Annotated in this window: 19 protein-coding genes and 1 pseudogene; 5 read left to right on the top strand and 15 right to left on the bottom strand. The window is 69.8% G+C overall.

Annotated features, from left to right (window positions below):
* Positions 1 to 1,173 (bottom strand): AI-2E family transporter, encoded by a 1,173-nt coding sequence (locus ACIRG5_RS23500; protein WP_402907930.1) that lies wholly within the window; start codon positions 1,171 to 1,173, stop codon positions 1 to 3.
* A 192-nt stretch (positions 1,174 to 1,365) separates the two neighbouring features.
* On the opposite strand from ACIRG5_RS23500, the gene ACIRG5_RS23495 reads away from it, so the two are divergent.
* Complete coding sequence (locus tag ACIRG5_RS23495; protein WP_402907928.1) at positions 1,366 to 1,542, top strand: CsbD family protein; 177 nt, start codon at positions 1,366 to 1,368, stop codon at positions 1,540 to 1,542.
* 58 nt (positions 1,543 to 1,600) lie between these two features.
* Here the strand turns inward: ACIRG5_RS23495 and ACIRG5_RS23490 are convergent, their stop codons facing one another.
* Positions 1,601 to 2,224: a hypothetical protein gene (locus ACIRG5_RS23490; protein WP_402907926.1), complete on the bottom strand. Its 624-nt coding sequence runs from the start codon at positions 2,222 to 2,224 to the stop codon at positions 1,601 to 1,603.
* 92 nt (positions 2,225 to 2,316) lie between these two features.
* On the bottom strand, positions 2,317 to 3,054 hold the full coding sequence (locus ACIRG5_RS23485) for an ANTAR domain-containing protein (protein WP_402907924.1): 738 nt from the start codon (positions 3,052 to 3,054) through the stop codon (positions 2,317 to 2,319).
* Between the two features lie 253 nt (positions 3,055 to 3,307).
* Between ACIRG5_RS23485 and ACIRG5_RS23480 the strand changes: the two genes are divergently transcribed.
* Positions 3,308 to 3,463, top strand: a complete 156-nt coding sequence (locus ACIRG5_RS23480; protein WP_319974156.1) for a DUF6307 family protein — start codon at positions 3,308 to 3,310, stop codon at positions 3,461 to 3,463.
* Between the two features lie 49 nt (positions 3,464 to 3,512).
* Here ACIRG5_RS23480 and ACIRG5_RS23475 read toward each other — a convergent pair whose 3' ends face one another.
* The 11 genes and pseudogenes from ACIRG5_RS23475 to ACIRG5_RS23425 all read right to left on the bottom strand — a co-directional run bounded on the left by ACIRG5_RS23475 (position 3,513) and on the right by ACIRG5_RS23425 (position 13,733).
* The gene (locus tag ACIRG5_RS23475) at positions 3,513 to 4,238 is read right to left on the bottom strand and encodes a GAF and ANTAR domain-containing protein (protein WP_402907921.1); all 726 of its coding nucleotides are present in this window, start codon (positions 4,236 to 4,238) and stop codon (positions 3,513 to 3,515) included.
* Between the two features lie 40 nt (positions 4,239 to 4,278).
* The gene (locus ACIRG5_RS23470) at positions 4,279 to 5,004 is read right to left on the bottom strand and encodes a GAF and ANTAR domain-containing protein (RefSeq protein ID WP_402907919.1); all 726 of its coding nucleotides are present in this window, start codon (positions 5,002 to 5,004) and stop codon (positions 4,279 to 4,281) included.
* Positions 5,001 to 5,930 carry a hypothetical protein gene (locus ACIRG5_RS23465; RefSeq protein ID WP_402907915.1) on the bottom strand — a complete coding sequence of 310 codons (930 nt, stop codon included), beginning with the start codon at positions 5,928 to 5,930 and terminating at the stop codon, positions 5,001 to 5,003. Before ACIRG5_RS23465 ends, ACIRG5_RS23470 begins: the two co-directional genes overlap by 4 nt.
* 122 nt (positions 5,931 to 6,052) lie before the next feature.
* Positions 6,053 to 6,411: pseudogene (locus ACIRG5_RS23460) on the bottom strand (acyl-CoA desaturase); the annotation flags it as partial.
* A 438-nt stretch (positions 6,412 to 6,849) separates the two neighbouring features.
* Positions 6,850 to 8,136, bottom strand: coding sequence for a glycosyltransferase (locus ACIRG5_RS23455; protein ID WP_402907913.1), 1,287 nt, complete (start codon positions 8,134 to 8,136; stop codon positions 6,850 to 6,852).
* A 63-nt stretch (positions 8,137 to 8,199) separates the two neighbouring features.
* Entirely contained in the window at positions 8,200 to 9,489 is a 1,290-nt protein-coding gene (locus ACIRG5_RS23450) for a glycosyltransferase (protein ID WP_402907911.1), read from the bottom strand.
* An 81-nt stretch (positions 9,490 to 9,570) separates the two neighbouring features.
* Entirely contained in the window at positions 9,571 to 10,338 is a 768-nt protein-coding gene (locus tag ACIRG5_RS23445; RefSeq protein ID WP_402907909.1) for an ANTAR domain-containing protein, read from the bottom strand.
* A 72-nt stretch (positions 10,339 to 10,410) separates the two neighbouring features.
* Complete coding sequence (locus ACIRG5_RS23440) at positions 10,411 to 11,088, bottom strand: GAF and ANTAR domain-containing protein (protein WP_402907907.1); 678 nt, start codon at positions 11,086 to 11,088, stop codon at positions 10,411 to 10,413.
* 310 nt (positions 11,089 to 11,398) lie between these two features.
* The gene (locus ACIRG5_RS23435; RefSeq protein ID WP_402907905.1) at positions 11,399 to 11,758 is read right to left on the bottom strand and encodes an STAS domain-containing protein; all 360 of its coding nucleotides are present in this window, start codon (positions 11,756 to 11,758) and stop codon (positions 11,399 to 11,401) included.
* Complete coding sequence (locus ACIRG5_RS23430) at positions 11,755 to 12,936, bottom strand: PP2C family protein-serine/threonine phosphatase (RefSeq protein WP_402907903.1); 1,182 nt, start codon at positions 12,934 to 12,936, stop codon at positions 11,755 to 11,757. The genes ACIRG5_RS23435 and ACIRG5_RS23430 overlap by 4 nt, the downstream gene beginning before the upstream one ends.
* Positions 12,933 to 13,733 (bottom strand): alpha/beta fold hydrolase, encoded by an 801-nt coding sequence (locus tag ACIRG5_RS23425; RefSeq protein ID WP_402907901.1) that lies wholly within the window; start codon positions 13,731 to 13,733, stop codon positions 12,933 to 12,935. The genes ACIRG5_RS23430 and ACIRG5_RS23425 overlap by 4 nt, the downstream gene beginning before the upstream one ends.
* A gap of 130 nt (positions 13,734 to 13,863) precedes the next feature.
* On the opposite strand from ACIRG5_RS23425, the gene ACIRG5_RS23420 reads away from it, so the two are divergent.
* From ACIRG5_RS23420 to ACIRG5_RS23410, 3 genes are all read left to right on the top strand, one after another.
* On the top strand, positions 13,864 to 14,076 hold the full coding sequence (locus ACIRG5_RS23420; RefSeq protein WP_402907899.1) for a hypothetical protein: 213 nt from the start codon (positions 13,864 to 13,866) through the stop codon (positions 14,074 to 14,076).
* A gap of 99 nt (positions 14,077 to 14,175) precedes the next feature.
* Positions 14,176 to 15,843: a maltose alpha-D-glucosyltransferase gene (gene treS / locus ACIRG5_RS23415; protein WP_402907897.1), complete on the top strand. Its 1,668-nt coding sequence runs from the start codon at positions 14,176 to 14,178 to the stop codon at positions 15,841 to 15,843.
* Positions 15,840 to 17,201, top strand: coding sequence for an aminoglycoside phosphotransferase (locus tag ACIRG5_RS23410; RefSeq protein ID WP_402907895.1), 1,362 nt, complete (start codon positions 15,840 to 15,842; stop codon positions 17,199 to 17,201). Before treS ends, ACIRG5_RS23410 begins: the two co-directional genes overlap by 4 nt.
* On the opposite strand, the gene ACIRG5_RS23405 is transcribed toward ACIRG5_RS23410, so the two are convergent.
* Complete coding sequence (locus ACIRG5_RS23405) at positions 17,198 to 18,193, bottom strand: zinc-dependent alcohol dehydrogenase family protein (RefSeq protein ID WP_402907893.1); 996 nt, start codon at positions 18,191 to 18,193, stop codon at positions 17,198 to 17,200. The two genes, ACIRG5_RS23410 and ACIRG5_RS23405, sit on opposite strands and share 4 nt — an antisense overlap.
* Positions 18,194 to 18,230 lie beyond the last annotated feature (37 nt).

Below are 18,230 nucleotides of genomic sequence, written 5' to 3'. Positions count from 1 at the left end.
TCAGCCGGGTCGTGGCTCGTCGGATTCCCTGTCCAGGCCGGGTTCGTCCGGCCCGGACTCCTCAGGTTCGCTGGTGTGCACGTCGGCGGGCGCCACGTGTTCGTCCGCCTCGCTCAGCAGGGACCGGATCGCGGAGTTGAGCACCGCCAGCAGTGGCACCGCGAGCAGTGCGCCCGCGATGCCCGCGACGAGGAGGCCTGCGGCGATGGCCAGCACCACCGCGAGCGGGTGCAGCTTCACCGCGCGGCCCAGCAGGAACGGTTGCAGGACATGGCTTTCCAGCTGGTTCACGGCGATGACGATGATCAGGGCGATCGCGGCGGTCACCGGGCCGTTGGCGACCAGGGCGATGAGCACGGCCACGCCACCCGCCACCACGGCGCCGAAGATCGGGACGAACGCGCTGATGAACACCAGTGCTGCCAACGGAACCGCCAGCGGCACGCGCAGGATTGCCAGTCCGATGCCGATGCCGAGCGCGTCCACCACGGCGACCGCTCCGGTCGCCCGGACGTAGCTGACGAGCGCGGCGAGACTGCGCCTGCCCGCGACGTCGACGCGCCTGCGGGGCCCGTCGGGGACGACGCGGATGAGGAACTGCCAGATTCTGGGGCCGTCGTAGAGGAAGAACGCGAGCGCGAACAGCACCAGCAGCATCTCGACGAGGGTCTCGCCTACCGTCGCGGCGGTGGTGATGGCGCTGGTGGTGATGCCGGTCTGGTTGTCCTGCAGGGTTTTCACGATCCGGTCGGCGAACTCGCGCAACTGCGTCTCGCTGAGCTGCAACGGCCCGTTGACGAGCCAGTCGGACACCGCGTCGATGCTGCGGGCCAGTTGTGCCGCCAGATCCGGCAGGCCGTTGACGAAGGTCATCACGACGAACGTGAGCAGTCCGCCCAGCACGGCCAGTCCGCCGACGAGCACCACCAGGGTGGCGAAGCCTCGCGGAAACGTGTGGCGCGTCAGGAAACTGACGGCGGGAGTGAGCAACGCGGCCAGCAGCAACGCGATCGCGAGCGGGACGACGAGCGAGCCGAGCCTGCCGAAGATGGTGCCGATCACGTAGAGCGAGGCCACCACGACGAGAAAGCGCCACCCGAGAGCCGCGCTGACGCGCAGTCCGAAGGGAACGGAGTCCTGCGGGTCCCGGCGGTCGGTGCTCACGGCGTGCATACCTCCGGGGTCGGTCTCCGACGCCGGGGTCCGGGGTCATCGGCGAGATGGGCGATGCGTGCCCGCACACCTCTGTCCAGGTTCCCCCGTCAGGAGCGCCACAAACGTGGCGTGGGCGATGGTTGAGGTTCTCAGACGTGGGCATCCGATGGTCGACGTCCCATCTGAGATACGGGTGGAGGAGAGGAAGACATGGGCACCGACGACAAGATCGACGCCAAGGCCGACCAGGTCAAGGGCAAGGTCAAGGAGGGCGTCGGCGACGCCACCGGCGACCAGCAGCTGCAGGGCGAGGGCAAGGTCGACCAGGCGAAGGGTCACCTCAAGGACGCGGCCGAGAAGGTGAAGGACGCCTTCAAGAAGGACTGACCGGCGTTCTGCTCTCACGGGAGCATGCATCCTCCGGGTGCATGCTCCCGTTTTGCGTTCAGGCGAGCACTTCGGTGCCGATCAGACCGGCCAGCAACAGCGCCGCGCTCACGACGGCGCCGAACACCTCGACCGGCACGAGCCGTTTCCTGGCCTGCCGCGCGAAAGCCAGGTTCACCAAGGCATGCGCGGCCGCGGTGGCCAGCACCCACCACGGCCCGGCGGTCAGCAGCAGGGTCGCACCCAGGTAGAAGGACATCGCCGTGAGGCCACGGACGCCGCTGTGCACGGGATGCGTGCTGACGAATCCGCCCTGCGCCTTCAGCTGTTCGGCGGCCTGACGCCCGATGGGCCAGGTGAACGTGGTCAGTTCGATGGCGGCGATGAACACGAGCTGGGCCAGTGCCCAGCCGAATCCGGCCCAGAGCGCGGACTCGACGCCGCTGACGGCGACCAGGACCAGCGCGAGCCGGACCACCTCGTCGGTGATTCCCGTCGTCACCCCGATGATCGTGTCCCGGCGCCGGACCGTGTGCAGTCTGCCCGCGGTGCCCAGCGCGGGCAGGCGCGCCGCCAGTGCGGCCAGCCAGCCCAGGACGCCGACCAGCGCCGTACCCGCCTGGGAGACGCCGAGGAGGACCGCCAGCATCACCGCGAGGAGCACGAGCAGGATCGCGACCACCGCGGCGCCCGCCCGGATCCTCCCGGTGAGTCGAGCCGAGTCCGTGCCGGGGTCGCGCTGCGATGAGGGGTCGATGGCTCGACGCTACTCCGTCACCAGCGTGGCCGCGGTTCGTCGACCCTCGTCAGCTCGGCGGCCTCCGGTGACCGTTCGTTGACCAGCCGGGCCACGTCGGACAACAGCTGACCGGTGTTGCGCGCGTAGTTCCGCATGAGGGAGAAGGCGTCCGCGACGTCGATCTCCAGCCGTGCGGTCAGCACGCCTTTGGCCTGCTCGATCACCACGCGGTTCGTCAGCGTGGCCTGGAGGTGCTCGGCGACCGCCTCGCTCTGTTCGGTCGTGCGCACCTGGAGAAGACCGATCGTGGCGACGTTCGCGAAGGACTGCGCCAGCGCGGCGGCCTCGGCGGGCAGCGCGCCGGGCGACGTGCGGAACAGGCTGAGCGTCCCGATGACCTCGTCCCGCGACCGCATCGGCACCGCCTCGACCGCGGCGAATCCCAGTTCCACGGCCGCGGCGGTGAACCGCGGCCACCGCGGTTGCCCGCGCAGATCGGGGCAGCGCACCGTCCGTCCGGAGTGGACGCACTCCTCGGACGGGCTGTCTTCGCTGTGCGGCACCAGGTTCTCGACCGGCCGGGCCAGGTGACTGGAGGTGGCCATCAGCTTGAGCGCGCTCTGACCGTCGGCCAGCAGGATCCCCGCCGCGTTCACCGGCAGCAACTCGACGGTGCGCTCGGCCAGTACGTGCAGGAACTCGATGGTGTCGAACCGCTCCACGAGTGCGTCGGCCAGTTCGGCGAACGTCTGTGCCACCCGCTGGTCCGACACGCCGGTCACCTCTCGCTCGTCGATGTGGCAGCCGCGGGGTCAGGGCGGTTCTGGTCAGACTAGCGCCGCGACGGCAGAGGACATGCTTTTCCGGGAATTACCATCGGAATGCCGAGTTCTGCGTCGGTCGAACGCGTCCGAAAGAGTGTAGTCTCAATTCGTCGAGAACATTTCGCACCTGAGCGTTCAAGCTCCTGTCGTGCTCGATGAAACGTGACCCGGTCGTCTTTCGGCCGAAGTCGGGAGTTCCCGCATGACCGATTCCACCTACACGTCCGCCTACGACCGCAGGCTCAAGATGGTGGAGGACGTGCTGACCGGCCGCACCGAACTCGGCGGCAAGGACACGCGGGAGGTGGCGGTGCAGGTGTTGCGCGCGCTCGACCACATCCCGGAGCGGGTGCGGTGACCTGACACCACGACGGTGGGGCGCAGGCCGGCGGTGAGCGGGCCGGACGCTACGTCCTGGAGGCCGTCGGCGCGGTCATGTCGATCGTGCCGTCGATGACGTCCTCCGACACCTTGCTGAGGTGAAGGCGGTTGCTCCTCGAGTACTGCCGCAGGGTCTGGAACGCCGTGCCCATGTCGACCTGCAGCCGCTCGGCGAGCACCCCCTTCGCCTGCTCGATGAGGATCCTGCTCTGCAACGCGTGCTGCAGCTGCCCGGCGAGCAGTTCGCGGTGGCTGATGTACTGGGCCTGGAGCAGGCCGATGGTGGCGACGTCAGCCATGGCCCGCGCCACCCTGACCCGCGTCTCACCCAGTTCGTTATCAGGGACGGTGAACAGGTTCAGCGCCCCGACGGTCTGCTCGCGCAGCCGCATCGGCAGGGCGTGCACGGCGCCGAACCCCGCGGCCACCGCGGCCGAGGAGAACTCGGGCCACCGCTGGGGTGGTTCGGTGAAACCGGTGACCGTGATCGGCGCACTGGTGAGGTAGCACTCCATGCACGGGCCCTGCTGGTGCTGGAGTTCGAAGAGTTCCAGCAGCCGGACGCGATCGCTGGAGGCACCGACCACCTGGAGCTCGCCGAAGTGGTCGGCGAGCAGGATGCCGGCCGCGTCCACCCCCAGGGTGCTGACGCAGTGATCGGCCAGGAGATGCATGAACTCGGCCGGGTCGAAGTCGGCGACCAGGGTGTCGGCCAGCTCGACGAACATTTCCGCCAGGTTTTCCACGGACATGACAAGTCACCTCTGTCGGTTCTCGCCGGGGCAGGCAGGATCATCGGGGATCGAGCCGGCCGTCCGGACTCAGTCGCAGGTGCCGGGTGACGATGTCGCGGGCGACTTCGACGACCGGCCTGTCGTGCGCGAACGAGTGCGCACGCAGTCGCACCAGCGCCTCGTCCATGCTCACTCCCAGTTGGACGGACAACATCCCGGCGGCCTGGTGCACTTCGGCCTGGCGGAGCGGCATTCCAGTCGGCGGAGGAACATCGACGTGGACGCGGGTCAACTCGTCCAGCACGAACGACATGACGACGTCGGTCACGACGTGCGCGTCGGCCACCTGTTCTGAGGTCAACGGCCCTGGGCTTGTCCTGTGGAGCACGAGCGCACCCAGGTGGATCGCGCCGCTGCGCAACGGGAACACGAACACCGCCCGCGCCCCGGTGGCGCCGGCGGACAGTGTGAACAGCGGCCACCGCTGGTGGTTTTCCCAGGAGTTGAGGTCTTCAACCAGAACAGGAAGACCGGACCGCAGGGAGTGCTCGCACGGTCCCTCACCGAGGACGAACCGCATGTTCTCGAGGAGCGTGCCGATCTGGCTCGTGGCGTAGCTGTACGCACTTCGGCCGGTGCCGCGCGTCAGGGTCAGCTGAGCGCCGCTCACCCCGAGCAACGCCACGCTCGCTTCGCACGCGGCCTCGCTGGGCATCGCGACATCGCGATGAGCCGCGTCGCCGGTGAGGCGTGCCAGCACTTTCGCGAGCCGTTCACCGCTCACCGCGTGTCCGGCCGGGTGGTGCGGGCGTCTATCCGCTCGGCGAGGTCGAGTGCGCCGGCGTGGTCGTGGTGCCTGCGCGCTTGGAGAGCGAGCGGGCGGAAGCGGTCGCGCATGCGGGCCGACCCTACAGCGGCGGCGGAGTCCAGCGCCCGCAGCCCGGTGCCGACCCCGACCTCGACGTCCCCCTCGATCAACTGGTCGGTGGACAACAGGATCAGGCTGAGGATCCGGCTGCGGGCCATGTCCTCGCCGTAGCCGTTGACCGCCGTGTGGAGCAACGGAACGGCCGTTCGCGCGTGGTGCCTGCCCGCGGTGCCCGCCAGGGTCGTGTGCACCGCCCCCGCCATGGCCGACAAATCGGACTCGGTGAAGAACCGGGCCCACTCGGCCACCTCCGTGCGGTTCGCCGCGGTGAACTGCTCACGACCGCGGTCGAGCAACGTGAGCGCGCCGTGTTCGTCGCCCTTCTTCGCGCACGCCCAGGCCGAGTTGACCGAGATGATGCCGGCGGCGAGCCGGTCACCGGACCGGGAGGCCGCGATCCGGCCGAGGTCGAAGTACCGCAGCGCCTCGTCGAGGTGCCCGTGGTGCAGGTAGACCCGCCCGAGGCGATAGCACACGTTGGCGATCAACCCGTCGTCCCCGGCGATCCCGGCCAGCGCGAGCGCGTGCGAGAAGTGGTTGTGCGCGTTGGTGACCAGCCCGGCGTCGAAGCAGACCCACCCGGCCAGGTTCCGCAGGTCGGCCATGGCGACGTGCAGCCGTTGCCGCACTTCCGCGGACGCCGGCGCGGTGAGCAGCGGGAGATTGTCGCGGATCCGCCGCCGCGCCCGGTCCAGGCAGGGTTCGCCGCCGTGGCGGTAGTCCATCTCGCGCAACGCGCGGATGTCCTCTTCCAGACGAGCGATGTCGGCGAGACCGATCATGGCAGGCAGCACCCCAGACCAGTGGTGGTGGAAGTGGCACCGCCGGGGGCCGGGGCGGGTATCGCTTTCTCACCTGACCTGAGCCAGGCGCACGGTTGATCTTAGTGCTCCGCAATCCCGAGTTACGCCGCCGTTTGGACGTCGCCAGGCGTCTTCAGCTTGTGCGCCAGTCGCTCCGGCCGCGGACGGCGGACGGCGGTGGCCCAGCCGAAGATCTCGAACACCCGGATCAGCCGCGCGGAGATGTCGATCTGACCACGGCGGACGCCGTGCCGTGCGCGGGTGGGGTCGGCGTGGTGCGAGTTGTGCCAGGACTCGCCCAGTTGACCGACCACGTGACGTGGTGCAGCACGGCCACCCGCACGAGACTCGCCCAGAAGAACGCAGTGACCGCACCCCACCAGTTCCAGCTGATCAGCCCGCCCGCCACGGCGGGCGCGAGCAGCGTGACGGCGGTCAGGCCTGGTCCACGACGGCTTAGATCCCGGACTCGTGCTGGACCACCGCGACGTCGCAACGGTTGAGCACACGGGCGGCGGAGTCCACCGCGCCGGGAAACAGGTGGTGCACCGCCGGTGTCGCCGAGCCTGCCGTACCGGCGTCCGTGTCCGTGAGGAAGCGGACGACCCGGCTCCTGCTGCCAGGGGTGGCGGCGGTCAGGTGGCGCCGGAGGGCGCGGTGAACGTGGCGAGCCGCATTGCCGAGTAGAAGTCCACAGAGGACTGTCTCGGGATGGCGGTCGGCCGTGCTGTGGCACGGCCGCGTTCGCCAGGCCGGCGAGTTCAGCGTGGGAACGGTGATGGTGCGGCCGGTGACCGGCCGCCGGGGAACTGTCCGTCGGACGGGGCGTCCGGTTTCGTCGTCATCCGCGGGCCGCGGGACGGGGTGAGTTCGACGCCGGTGCGGGTCCGGCCCGAGATCATCCCGGTTCTCCCGCCTCCGTCCGCACCAGCCGGGCGGTGTCGCCGAACTCCGGAGGAAGCACCTGCTTGGCCGCTGATGCGCGAAGTACCCTCGGGTTGTTCTGTGGCTCGGGCGCGCCGGTTTCCTCAGGTGATGGCCGGATGACGCCGGCGTAGACCCGCACCAGGTCGGCGGCGACGCGCTCCCAGGAATACCGCGCGCGAATCCTCTCCCGACCCGCGGCGCCGAGGGTTTTTCGCCGGGTGGCGTTCCGCAGGAGTGTTGTCAGCGCCTGGGAGATCGCACGCGGATCCTGTGACGGAACCCGTACGCCGGTCTCTTCGTCGACCACGGCGTCGACCAGGCCTCCCACGGCGGTCACCACCACCGGGACGCCACAGGCCATGGCTTCGATCGCGTTGACGCCGAACGAGTCGTGCCACGGCGTGCACGCCACGACGTCCGCGGACCGCAGCAGGGCGGGCAACTCGTTCTGGCGCAGGTGGCCGGTGAACACGACCCGGTCCGCGACGCCAAGCGAACGGGCCAGCGTCCGCAGTCGTCTCGCCTCCGGGGCGCCGCGCAGCCGGCCGTTCGCGGACCCGCCGGCGATCACCAGCTCGGTGTCCTCCACAGTGGACAGTGCGCGGATGAGGTCGTCGAATCCCTGGTGCGGGACCAACTGGCCGACCGTCACGACGCGGCGTGCGCGGTCGCGTGGCGCGGTCGCACCGTGCGGTGTGAACAGCTTCAAGTCGACGCCGTGGGGAATCACGGACACCTTCGATCCGCAGATCCCCATCCTGAGCACGCCGTCCGCCTCGTCCGAGTGGGTGGCCACCACCCGTGCCACCTCCTGGCCGAGCAGTCGTTCGACCGCGAGGCTCCGGTCGGCGGAGCCCAGCGTGTGGAACGTCTGTACCACCGGCACCTGCCTGGTGCGGGCTCCCAGTACCGCCGTGATCCCGGACAGCCAGCCTTGTGCGTGCACGACATCGGGCCGCTTGGTGTTCCAGTCCGCGCTGAGGAACCGGGCGAAGTCCGTGACGCGGGCGGTGGACTCGTCCTCGGCGAGTTTCCTGGAGGGGCCGGAACGCACGTGGACCACCTCGTAACCGGCCTGGGTGCGCACCCGGTTCGGGGCACGCGGGGCGGTTCGGCGGGTGTAGACGACGACCTCGTGACCGAGGCCGCACAGCGCGGCCGAAAGCGCGGCGACGTAGACGTTCTGGCTTCCCGCGTCGAGCTGCCCGGCTGCTGTCAGCGGGCTGGCGTGCTCGGACACCAGCGCGATCCTGCCCATCGGTGGATCTCCTCACAGCGAGGTGACGAGTCCGCGGGGGCCGGGCGGTTGAACGGGGTCAGGCTACCGGCTGTCGCGTTGCGGAGCGAGAGCGTTGCTCCTCATGGGGGTACGTCCATCCACAAAGGACGACAGACGGACTCCCGCCGCGGCGTAGTTCCGCGTCAGGTCGGTGGCGGCGCGCTGCCACGAGTACCGCGCGTGCGCACGGTCGTGCCCGCCGGCGCTGAGCAGTTCCCGGTGCGTGCTGTCGGCGAACAGGGCTCTCAGTGCCTTGCCGATCGCGTCCGGTTTCCCCGGCGGTACCAGCACGCCGGTCAGCCCGTCCACCACGGCGTCGACGAGGCCTCCGACCGCGGTCGCGACGACCGGGACACCACACGCCATCGCTTCCAGTGCCACGCCACCGGACGACTGGTGCGGCGGAGTGCACGCCACCACGTCCGCTGAGCGCAGCAGTTCGGGCAACTCGGCGTAAGGTACGTGGCCGGCGAACACGACCCGGTCTCCGACTCCCGTCGACCGGGCCAGCGCGAGCAGTCGCTTCGTCTCCGGATCGCCGTAGACGTCGCCCTGCGCGCCGCACCCGGCGATCACCAGCTCCGTTCCCTCTACTGTGGACAGGGCACGGATGACGGCATCGAACCCCTTGCGCGGCAGGAGTCTGCCGACTGAAACGATCTTGCGCGGCCTCAGCCGGTGCACCGGCTTCCGTCTCGGCGTGAACAGGTCGAGATCGACACCCCTGGGCACCACGGCGAGCTTCGCCCGGTCTATTCCCATTCCCAGCACGGCACGTGCTTCAGCCGAACAGAGCGCGACCACACGGGCGACCTCGTGACCGACGAGCCGCTCCACGGCCAGCCGTTTGGCCGACGCCGGACCGTTCGCCCTCCGGCCGGGCTGCGGCACGCTGCCCACCGAGTGGTACGTCTGCACCACCGGCATCGGGATGTCCCGCGCGCTGAGCACGGCCGCGATGCCGGACAACCAGCCGTGGGCGTGCACGACGTCGGGACGGCGCGCTTTCCAGGTGAGCTTGAGGAATCCGACGAAGTCCCCGAGGTAGGCGAGGACTTCGTCGCCGTTCAGCTTCGTCGCGGGCCCGGCCGGCACGTGCACCACGTCGTAACCGTCAGCGGTCCGCACTCGCTGCGGGACGTGGGGATGGTCGCGCCGCGTGTAGACGACCACCTGGTGGCCGAGAGCGGACAACGCGGTCGCGAGCCCCGCCACGTGGAGGTTCTGGCTCCCCGCACCGAACGCGCCGGGCGGAGTCAGCGGGCTGGCGTGCTCGGAGACGAGCGCGATCGCCATCCGCGTCAGTGCGATTGGCTCGATTCCGCCGGCCACGGTGATCTCCTCACGACGAGGTGACGAGACCGCGGGGTCCGGGCGGTTGCTGCATCTGCCAGCCGGACCAGGTTACCCCGGTCATCCGTCGATCGGACGGTGCCGCGAGGTGAGGAGGTCGTCCGGACGAAGCTCGCCGAGGACGAGTTCCCGCGCGACGTCGGCCAGCCGGCGACCGCGGTTGCGCGAGTAGTCGCGCAACGCCTGGAACGCCTGCTCCATCTCCAGGTTTTCGGCGAACGCGAGCACGCCCTTGGCCTGTTCGATGACGACCCGGCTGTTCAGCGCCGTCTGCAACTGCTCGGTGACGACCTCACCGCGCCGGATGGCACGTTCCTGCAGGATCCCGATCGTGGCGGTGTCCGCCAGCGCTCGCACGACCAGCAGGTCCTCTTCGCCCAGCGAACCGGTCTCGCGGCGGAACAGGTTCAACGCGCCGATGGTCTCGCGGCGCAACCTCATCGGCACCGCGTGCACGGAGGCGAAACCCTCCTCGATGGCGAGCGGCGCGAACCGGGGCCAGCGCTCTGTCACGGTCGTCAGGTCCGCGACCAGCACCGGTTCGCCGGTGTTCACGCATTCCAGGCAGGGACCTTCGCTCGCCTGGAGCTGGAACAGTTCGAGCATCCGCGTCTGGTCGGAGGAGTAGGCCACCACCCGCAGGCCGCCGCGCTGGTCGGACAGCATCAAGCCGGCGGCCGTCGCGTCCAACAGCTGAACGCAGTGGTCGACCAGCCGGTGCAGTACGTCCACCACGTCGTAGTCGTCGACGAGGGTGTCCGCCAGTTGCACGAAGGCCTGGAGCAGCCGGGACTCTCGCTCCGTTCTGGAAGGTGCCCTACCGCTCATCAACAGCTCCTGTCATGTTCGTCCGACGGTAGCGCTGCCCGCACCGGGTCGCCATCGACACCTCGTGCGCGGTCATGTTCCCAGTTCCAGCGGGGACAACCTGCGGCTCACCATGTCCTTGGCGACGTCGTCCAGCGATCTGTCCATGACGAAGGCATACCCACGCAGCCGGGCCAAAGCCTCCTCCGCCGAGATGTCGAAAGCCGCGATGAGCATGCCGGTCGCCTGGTGCACCTGCTCCCGTCCTGGAGACAGCAGACCCTGGAATCCGTCGGCGTCACCTGCTTCGCCCAGCAGCAGCCCGAGCAGCACCGCGGTCACCAGGTCGATGACCTCCAGCGCGACGGCGAGTTCGTCACCCGACAACCACCCGGGCACGCGGCGGTACAGATCGACCGCGCCGATGCCGATCGCGCCCGCCTGCAACGGGAACGCGAAGATCGCGCCGATGGGCAGTGTGGCGATCGCCGTTGCGAACACCGGCCATTCCACGACCGATGCCTTGGCCAGGTCGGGGACCAGCACGGGCCTGCGCGTGGCGAACGCCTCGAAGCACGGACCCTCGCCCAGGCTGAACTGCACGTCCTCGATCTGCGCCGCGATCTCGTCGCTGGCGTACAAGGTCTCCCGCTCGCGCGGACCGCTCATCACCGAGATGGAGGCGCCGTCGACCGGCAGCACGTCCACGCACGCGCGAACCACGCGTGCCAACGTGTCGAGTTGGCTCTCGCTGTCACGCAGCGCGGCCATCACTGTCGCTCGCGCATGACTCAGTGTTTGACGATTTCTGTCAGGTTCGCGCACCGGTGGGAACACCACCGGGAAAAGGCCGATCATTCACAGCTGGCACAGCTTCCTCCACCACGTCGACTGCTTCCAGTCATTCCTGGGACGTAGCGAGGTCTAGGCCCACGCCTTGCGTGACCGCATCAGGATCAACTCACTCAGCTTACGGCTCGCGCCGGCGGGCCGCCGTGCAGCCTCCGTTACCTGGTCGGAACCTGCAGGAGGTCACGATTGTCCCGAACGGGCCGACGCACGTCGAGGGGCCAGATGCCGCTCATTCGCCACGCGGGTCTGCCCAGGCGGTCTGGGCCTGCACGACGGTGGGATGGGTGACGAAGAAGCCGCCCAGCCCGACGAGTGCCAGGGCGCGGGCGAGGTGGCGGGGCACCCCCGCCAGCGCGATGCCGGCGTCGGCCGCGTGCGCCAGGTTGTGGGCGGCGATCAGCGTGGAGATGCCGCTGGAGTCGCAGAACCGCAGTTCCGTCAGGTCGACGACCACCTGCTGGCCCGCTCGCGGGGTGAGGGCCTTGACCGCCTGGAGCGCCAGGGGAGCGGTGGCGTCGTCGAGGTCTCCGGCGAGTTCGAGCACCGGTCCGGCCTGGGTGTCACGAATGAGGACGGTGAACGTGGTCATGACCGGCCTTCCTCGTCGAGGTTGACGCTGAGCGCCAGCAGCGCGGTGTCGTCGTCGACGCCGAAGCCCGCGAGGAGCTTGGACACGGCGGCCACGGTCTCGGTCGCGCTGCTGACGTCGAGGGCGTCGGCGAAGTCGCGGAGTTCCTCCTCGTCGTAGCGGACGCGGCCGTGGGTCCTGGCCTCGGTCAGGCCGTCGGAGTAGAGCAGCAGCGTGTCGCCGGGCCGCAGGTGCACCTGGAGCTCGGCGAACCGCGCGCCGGGCAGCGCGCCGATCAGCTGGCCGCCGCGGATCGTGAGCAGCTCGGCCGCGCCGTGGTGGCGGATGAGCAGCGCGGGCGGGTGCCCACCGCCGGCGAGCGTGATCGTGGCGCCGCCGTCGGCCGGTTCCAGCAGACCGTGGATGGCGGTGCAGAAGCGTGGCGTGGTGCTGATCTGCTCCTGGATGAGCACCGTGTTGAGGTGCTCCAGCACGGCGACCGGATGCGGGTCGTACACGGCGGCGGCGCGCAGCGTGTAGCGGGCCAGCGACGTGACCACGGCGGCTTCGGCGCCCTTGCCGGACACGTCGCCGAGGAAGAACGCCCAGGTGCCGTCGGCCAGCGGGAAGAGGTCGTAGAAGTCTCCGCCGACCTCGTCGGCAGAGGCGGGGTGGTAGTAGGCCGCGACGTCCATGCCGGGAACGTGCGGCAACGAGGGCGGCAGCAGGGTGCGTTGCAACGTCGTGGCCAGCAGCTGCACCCGATCGCGTTCCCGTTCGGCCACCTGCAGGGCCCGCAGCAGCTCCTGCTCGTAGGAACGCCGGTCGCGCGCGTCGAAGACGGTGGTGCGGATCAGCTCGGCGGTGCCGCTCGCGCCCGTCTTGACGGTCGAGCTCACCAGCACCGGCAACCGGGTGCCGTCGGCGCGCATCAGTTCCAGTGCGATGCCGCCGGCCTCACCGTGCATGCGCAGCATCGGCGCGAAGTGCGTCTCGTGGTAGATGCGGCCGCCGACGGTGAGCAGGTCGGCGAACCGGCGCCGCCCGACCAGCTCGTCCCGCCCGATGCCGAGCCATCCCAGCAGCGTTCCGTTGACCTTGGTGATCGTGCCGTCCATCGACGTGGACAGGTAGCCGCACGGCGCGTGCTCGTAGAGGTCCGCGAAGTTCTCGCGAGCGTCGTCCGCCCGGCTGATCACCGGGCGCCCGCGAACCCGGCGATCGCCGCCGTGGTCTGCTCCGGGTCGCTCAGCTGCGGGCAGTGCCCGGTCGCGTCCAATGTCACCAGGACACTGCCCCGGATCTGGTCGTGCACGAACCGGCCGACCTCAGGTGGCGCGATCGCGTCCGCCGAGCACTGCACCACCGCGGTGGGGACGGTGACGCCCGCGAGGTCCGCCCGGTTGTCCGACAGGAACGTGGTGCGCGCGAACACCCGCGCGATCGCCGGATCGGTGCGGCAGAACGAGTCCTCCAGCTCACCGGCGACCTCGGGACGGTCCGGGTTGCCGGCGATGACCGGCGCCATCCCCGCGGACCAGCCGAGGTAGTTCGACTCCAGCGAGTCGAGCAGCTCGTCGATGTCCGCGCGGGAGAAACCGCCGCGGTAGTCGCCGTCGTCGAGGTAGCAGGGCGACGGGGTGAGCAGCACGAGCTTGGCGAACCGCGCGGGTTCGCGGTTGGCGGCGAGCACGGCGATCATCGCGCTGACCGAGTGCCCGACCAGCACGACGTCGTGCAGGTCGAGTTCGGCGCAGATGTCCAGAATGTCCTCGGCGTACCCGTCGAGCGTGGAGTAGCGCTGCGGAGACCACGCGGCGAGGTCGGATCTGCCCGATCCGACGTAGTCGAACAGCACGACGCGGAACTGCTCGGCCAGCGCGGGCGCCACCAGTCTCCACAGGTTCTGGTCGCAGCCGAAACCATGGGCGAGCAGCACGGTCGGACCGCCCTCGCGGCCGATGACGGTCACGTTGTTCCTGCGCCGCGTGTCCATCACCGCATCCTGCCACCTGGCCGGGTGAATTCCCGCCACGACAGGGGAAACGCCGAACTGGGCCGTTCGCGCGGGGGTATCCCCTCGGCGAGGTGCAGTTCGCAGCCACAACGACGTGGAGGTGGGGACCGTGATTCTGCGTGACCACGGGTCTGATGCGCGGCAAGGGGACTTCGTCGAGTTCAGCGTCGACGGGGAGCAGACGCACAAGGGGATCGTGATGATGCTGCGCAGCGTGGGGGAGAAGCTGCACTACGTCGTGCAGGACGAACTCACCCGCGACCGGCACGAGATCCCGATGCAACGGATCGCCTGCGTGCTCGAACGGCACGAAGAACACTGACCTCCGGAGCCGTTCACACGGTCAGGTGAACGATTTGATCTTGGCGCCCGCTGTGCCGCACTCTGCCGCAATTCCCACTACGTGCGAGCGAGAGGTGCCATGGAGCACGAGGCGAACTGGTTCAAGGGCGCGGTCTTCTACGAGGTTCTGGTCCGGGCGTTCAGCGACTCCAACGGTGACGGCACGGGCGACCTCCGCGGGCTCGCGTCCAAACTGGACTATCTCCAGTGGCTGGGCGTCGACTGCCTGTGGCTGCCGCCGTTCTACGCGTCGCCGTTGCGCGACGGCGGGTACGACATCAGCGACTTCCGGGCGGTGCTGCCGGAGTTCGGCACGGTCGAGGACTTCGTGTACCTGCTGGAGGAGGCGCACCGGCGCGGGATCCGGGTGATCACGGACCTGGTGCTCAACCACACGTCCGACGCGCACCCGTGGTTCCAGCAGTCGCGGCAGGATCCGACGGGCCCGTACGGCGACTACTACGTGTGGAGCGACGACGACTCGCGCTACAGCGACGCGCGGATCATCTTCGTCGACACGGAGTCGTCGAACTGGACCTACGACCCGGTGCGCGGGCAGTTCTTCTGGCACCGCTTCTTCAGCCACCAGCCGGACCTCAACTTCGACAACCCCGCCGTCCAGGACGCGATGCTCGACATCCTGCGGTTCTGGCTGGAGCTGGGCATCGACGGCTTCCGCCTCGACGCCGTCCCGTACCTCTTCGAACGCGAGGGCACGAACTGCGAGAACCTGCCCGAGACCCACGACTTCCTGCGCAAGTGCCGCAAGGTCGTCGACGACGAGTTCCCCGGCCGCGTCCTGCTGGCGGAGGCGAACCAGTGGCCGTCGGACGTGGTGGAGTACTTCGGCGACCAGGCCGTCGGCGGGGACGAGTGCCACATGGCGTTCCACTTCCCGTTGATGCCGCGGATCTTCATGGCGGTGCGGCGGGAGTCGCGGTTCCCGATCTCGGAGATCCTGGCGCAGACGCCGGCGATCCCGGAGAACGCGCAGTGGGGCATCTTCCTGCGCAACCACGACGAGCTGACGCTGGAAATGGTCACGGATGACGAACGTGACTACATGTACACCGAGTACGCGAAAGACCCGCGGATGAAGGCGAACATCGGCATCCGCCGCCGCCTGGCCCCGTTGCTGGAGAACGACCGCAACCAGCACGAGCTGTTCACCGCGATGTTGTTGTCGTTGCCGGGTTCGCCCGTTTTGTACTACGGCGACGAGATCGGCATGGGCGACAACATCTGGCTGCAGGACCGCGACGCCGTGCGCACCCCGATGCAGTGGACGCCGGACCGCAACGCGGGCTTCTCGTCGTGCGACCCCGGCCGGATCTACCTGCCGGTGATCATGGACCCGGTCTACGGCTACCAGGGCCTCAACGTCGAGGCGCAGACCCGCAACCAGTCGTCGCTGCTGAACTGGACCCGCCGGATGATCGAGGTGCGCAGGCAGCACCGCGCGTTCGGGCACGGTGACTTCACCGAGCTCGGGGCGTCCAACCCCACGGTGCTCGCCTACCGCCGCACGCTCGGCGCCGACGTGGTGCTCTGTGTGAACAACCTCTCGCGCTTCCCGCAGCCCGTCGAGCTCGACCTGTCCGAGCACGCCGGCGCCGTGCCGCTGGAGCTCACCGGCGGCGTGGCGTTCCCCGCGGTCGGGGAGCTGCCGTACCAGCTGACCCTGCCCGGCCACGGTTTCTACTGGTTCCAGCTGAGCTCCGACGTGGAAGGCGGCGACAAGAAGTGACGACGAGCGAGGCCGTCGAGGTCGTCCCCGCCCCCGAGCAGCTGGACCGCTGGCTGCACGCGCAGCCCTGGTTCCGCGGCCGCGGGCCGGTGGTGTGCGAACGAGTCACCGTCCTGCGCGACGGCGATCCCATGCTGGTCCACGTCGTGCTCGTGAGTGACGGACGGCGGTACCAGCTGCTGCTGGGCCTGCGCGACGAGCTGCCCGAACGCCTGGTGCACGCCCGGATCGGCCGCGCGGGCGAGCGCGAGGTGTACGAGGCAGTCCACGACCCGGAACTGACGGCCGTGCTGCTCGACCGTTTCGAGAAGCCCTCGGAGATCGAGGAACTGCGGTTCCGCGGCGCGCTGCCGCCCAGGTACACCGCCGCTCCGGTCGGGCGGCCGTTCCCAGGGCCCCAGCGCAACTTCTCGATCGTCTACGGCCGGCGGCACGTGCTGAAGTTCTTCCGCGAGCTGGTGCCCGGCGACAACCCGGAACTGGTGCTGCACACCGCGCTGCACGAGATCGACGACCCGCACATCGCACCGCCGCTGGGCGCGCTGGAGTCCGAACTGGACGGAGTGCGCACGACTTTCGCGGTGCTGCACGAGTTCGTGCCGCTCGGCGCGCTCGGCTGGCCGATGGCCACGGCCAGCGTCCGGGACTTCCTGGCCGGCCCCGGCGCGGACCCGCAGGACGCGGGCGGCGACTTCGCCGCCGAGGCGCACCGGCTGGGCAGGGCCGTCGCGCGTGTGCACGCCGACCTGCGCGAGACGCTCGGCGAGCAGGTCGCCGGACCGGACGACGAGGTCGAGTTCGCCGCGGCCCTGCACCGCCGCCTGGACGCCGCGCTGACCGAGGTCCCCGCGCTGGCGCCGTTCGAGGCGGGCCTGCGCGCCCGGTTCGACGCGGTGCTGGCGACCTCCGAACCCCTGCGGTTGCAACGGGTGCACGGCGACCTGCACCTGGGCCAGGTGCTGCGGTCGCCGCGCACCTGGGTGCTGGTCGACTTCGAGGGAGACCCGAACGGCAGCGCGGCGGAACGCGCGCGGCCACGCCCCGCCGAGCACGACGTGGCCACCGTCCTGAGGTCGCTGCACTACGCGGCGGCACAGCTGCTGGTCGGCGCGGAGGACGTCGCGACCCTGCTGCCCAGCGCCGCGCGCTGGCTGGAGCGCAACCGGAAGGCGTTCTGCGACGGGTACGCCGAGCTGGCGCCGGATCTGCGGCCCGATGGAGCGCTGCTGACCGCCGTCGAACTGGACCGGGCGGTGCTGGAGGTGCGGCACGAGCACCGGTTCCGTCCGGAGTGGATGGTCATTCCGCTGTCCGCGATCGCGGAGACGGTGACCGGAGAGCCTGCCTGGCTGGTCTAGTCGTGGGTGACCGTGACGACGATCTTGCCGATGTGGCTGCTCGCCTCCATGTACCGGTGAGCGTCGGCGATCTCGGCAAGATCGAACGTGCGGTCCACGACGGGCGTGAACGAGCCGACGGCGAGCCCGGCGTTGATGAACGCGACGGCGCGGCGCAGGCGTTCGGGGTCCCTGCTGATCGAGTGCATCGAGTACGCGCGGCTGGTCAGCCGCGGATAGCTGCTCGCGTTCGGCAGGGGCGTGGGGCGCGGGTCGAGCGCGCCGTAGACCACCAGGTGGCCGCCGGGAGCGATGGCCTGGGCGATTGTTTCCACGCCGGGACCCGCGATCGGGTCGAACGCCAGGCGGACGCCCTCGCCGCCGGTGATCTCCTTGACGCGCGTGGGCAGGTCCTCCTCGGCGGTGACGATGACGTGCGCCGCGCCCGCGTCCAGGAGCCGTTGGCGCTTCGCGGCGTCGCGGGTGGTGGCGATCGGGATCGCGCCGACGTGGCGGGCGATCTGGACGGCCGCCTGGCCGACGCTGCTCGCGGCGGCACTGATCAGCACGGGGTCGCCGGGGCGGACCTCGCCGGACTCGAACAGCGGTCCGTACGCGGTGATGTAGGCCATCCACACGGCCGCGGCCCGCTCCGCGCCGACGTTCGCCGGGCGGGGGAACACGGCGGAGGCGGGCATGATGACGTGGTCGCCGTAGGTGCCGTACCTGGTCAGTGAGAACGCCGGCACGACGGCGATCGGGTCGCCCTCGGCGACGTGCCACACGCCTTCGCCGACCGCCTCGACCACGCCCGCGGCCTCGTAGCCGAGCGTGGCCGGGAAGACCGGCTGTTCGTAGTAGACGCCCTCGCGGAACATGATCTCGGCCCGGTTCAGGCCAATCGCGTCCACGCGGATCCGCACCTCGCCCTCGGCGGGATCACCCACCTCGACGTCGCGGAGCGTCAGCACCTCGGGACCGCCGAGCCGGTCGAACTGCACGAGTCTTGCCATGGCGGCGCCGTCCTCAGGGGTCGGGAAGCAGTGCCGC

Source organism: Lentzea sp. NPDC102401, assembly GCF_044765805.1.
Taxonomy (GTDB): domain Bacteria; phylum Actinomycetota; class Actinomycetes; order Mycobacteriales; family Pseudonocardiaceae; genus Lentzea; species Lentzea sokolovensis.
This window is presented reverse-complemented; position numbering and strand designations above follow the sequence as displayed.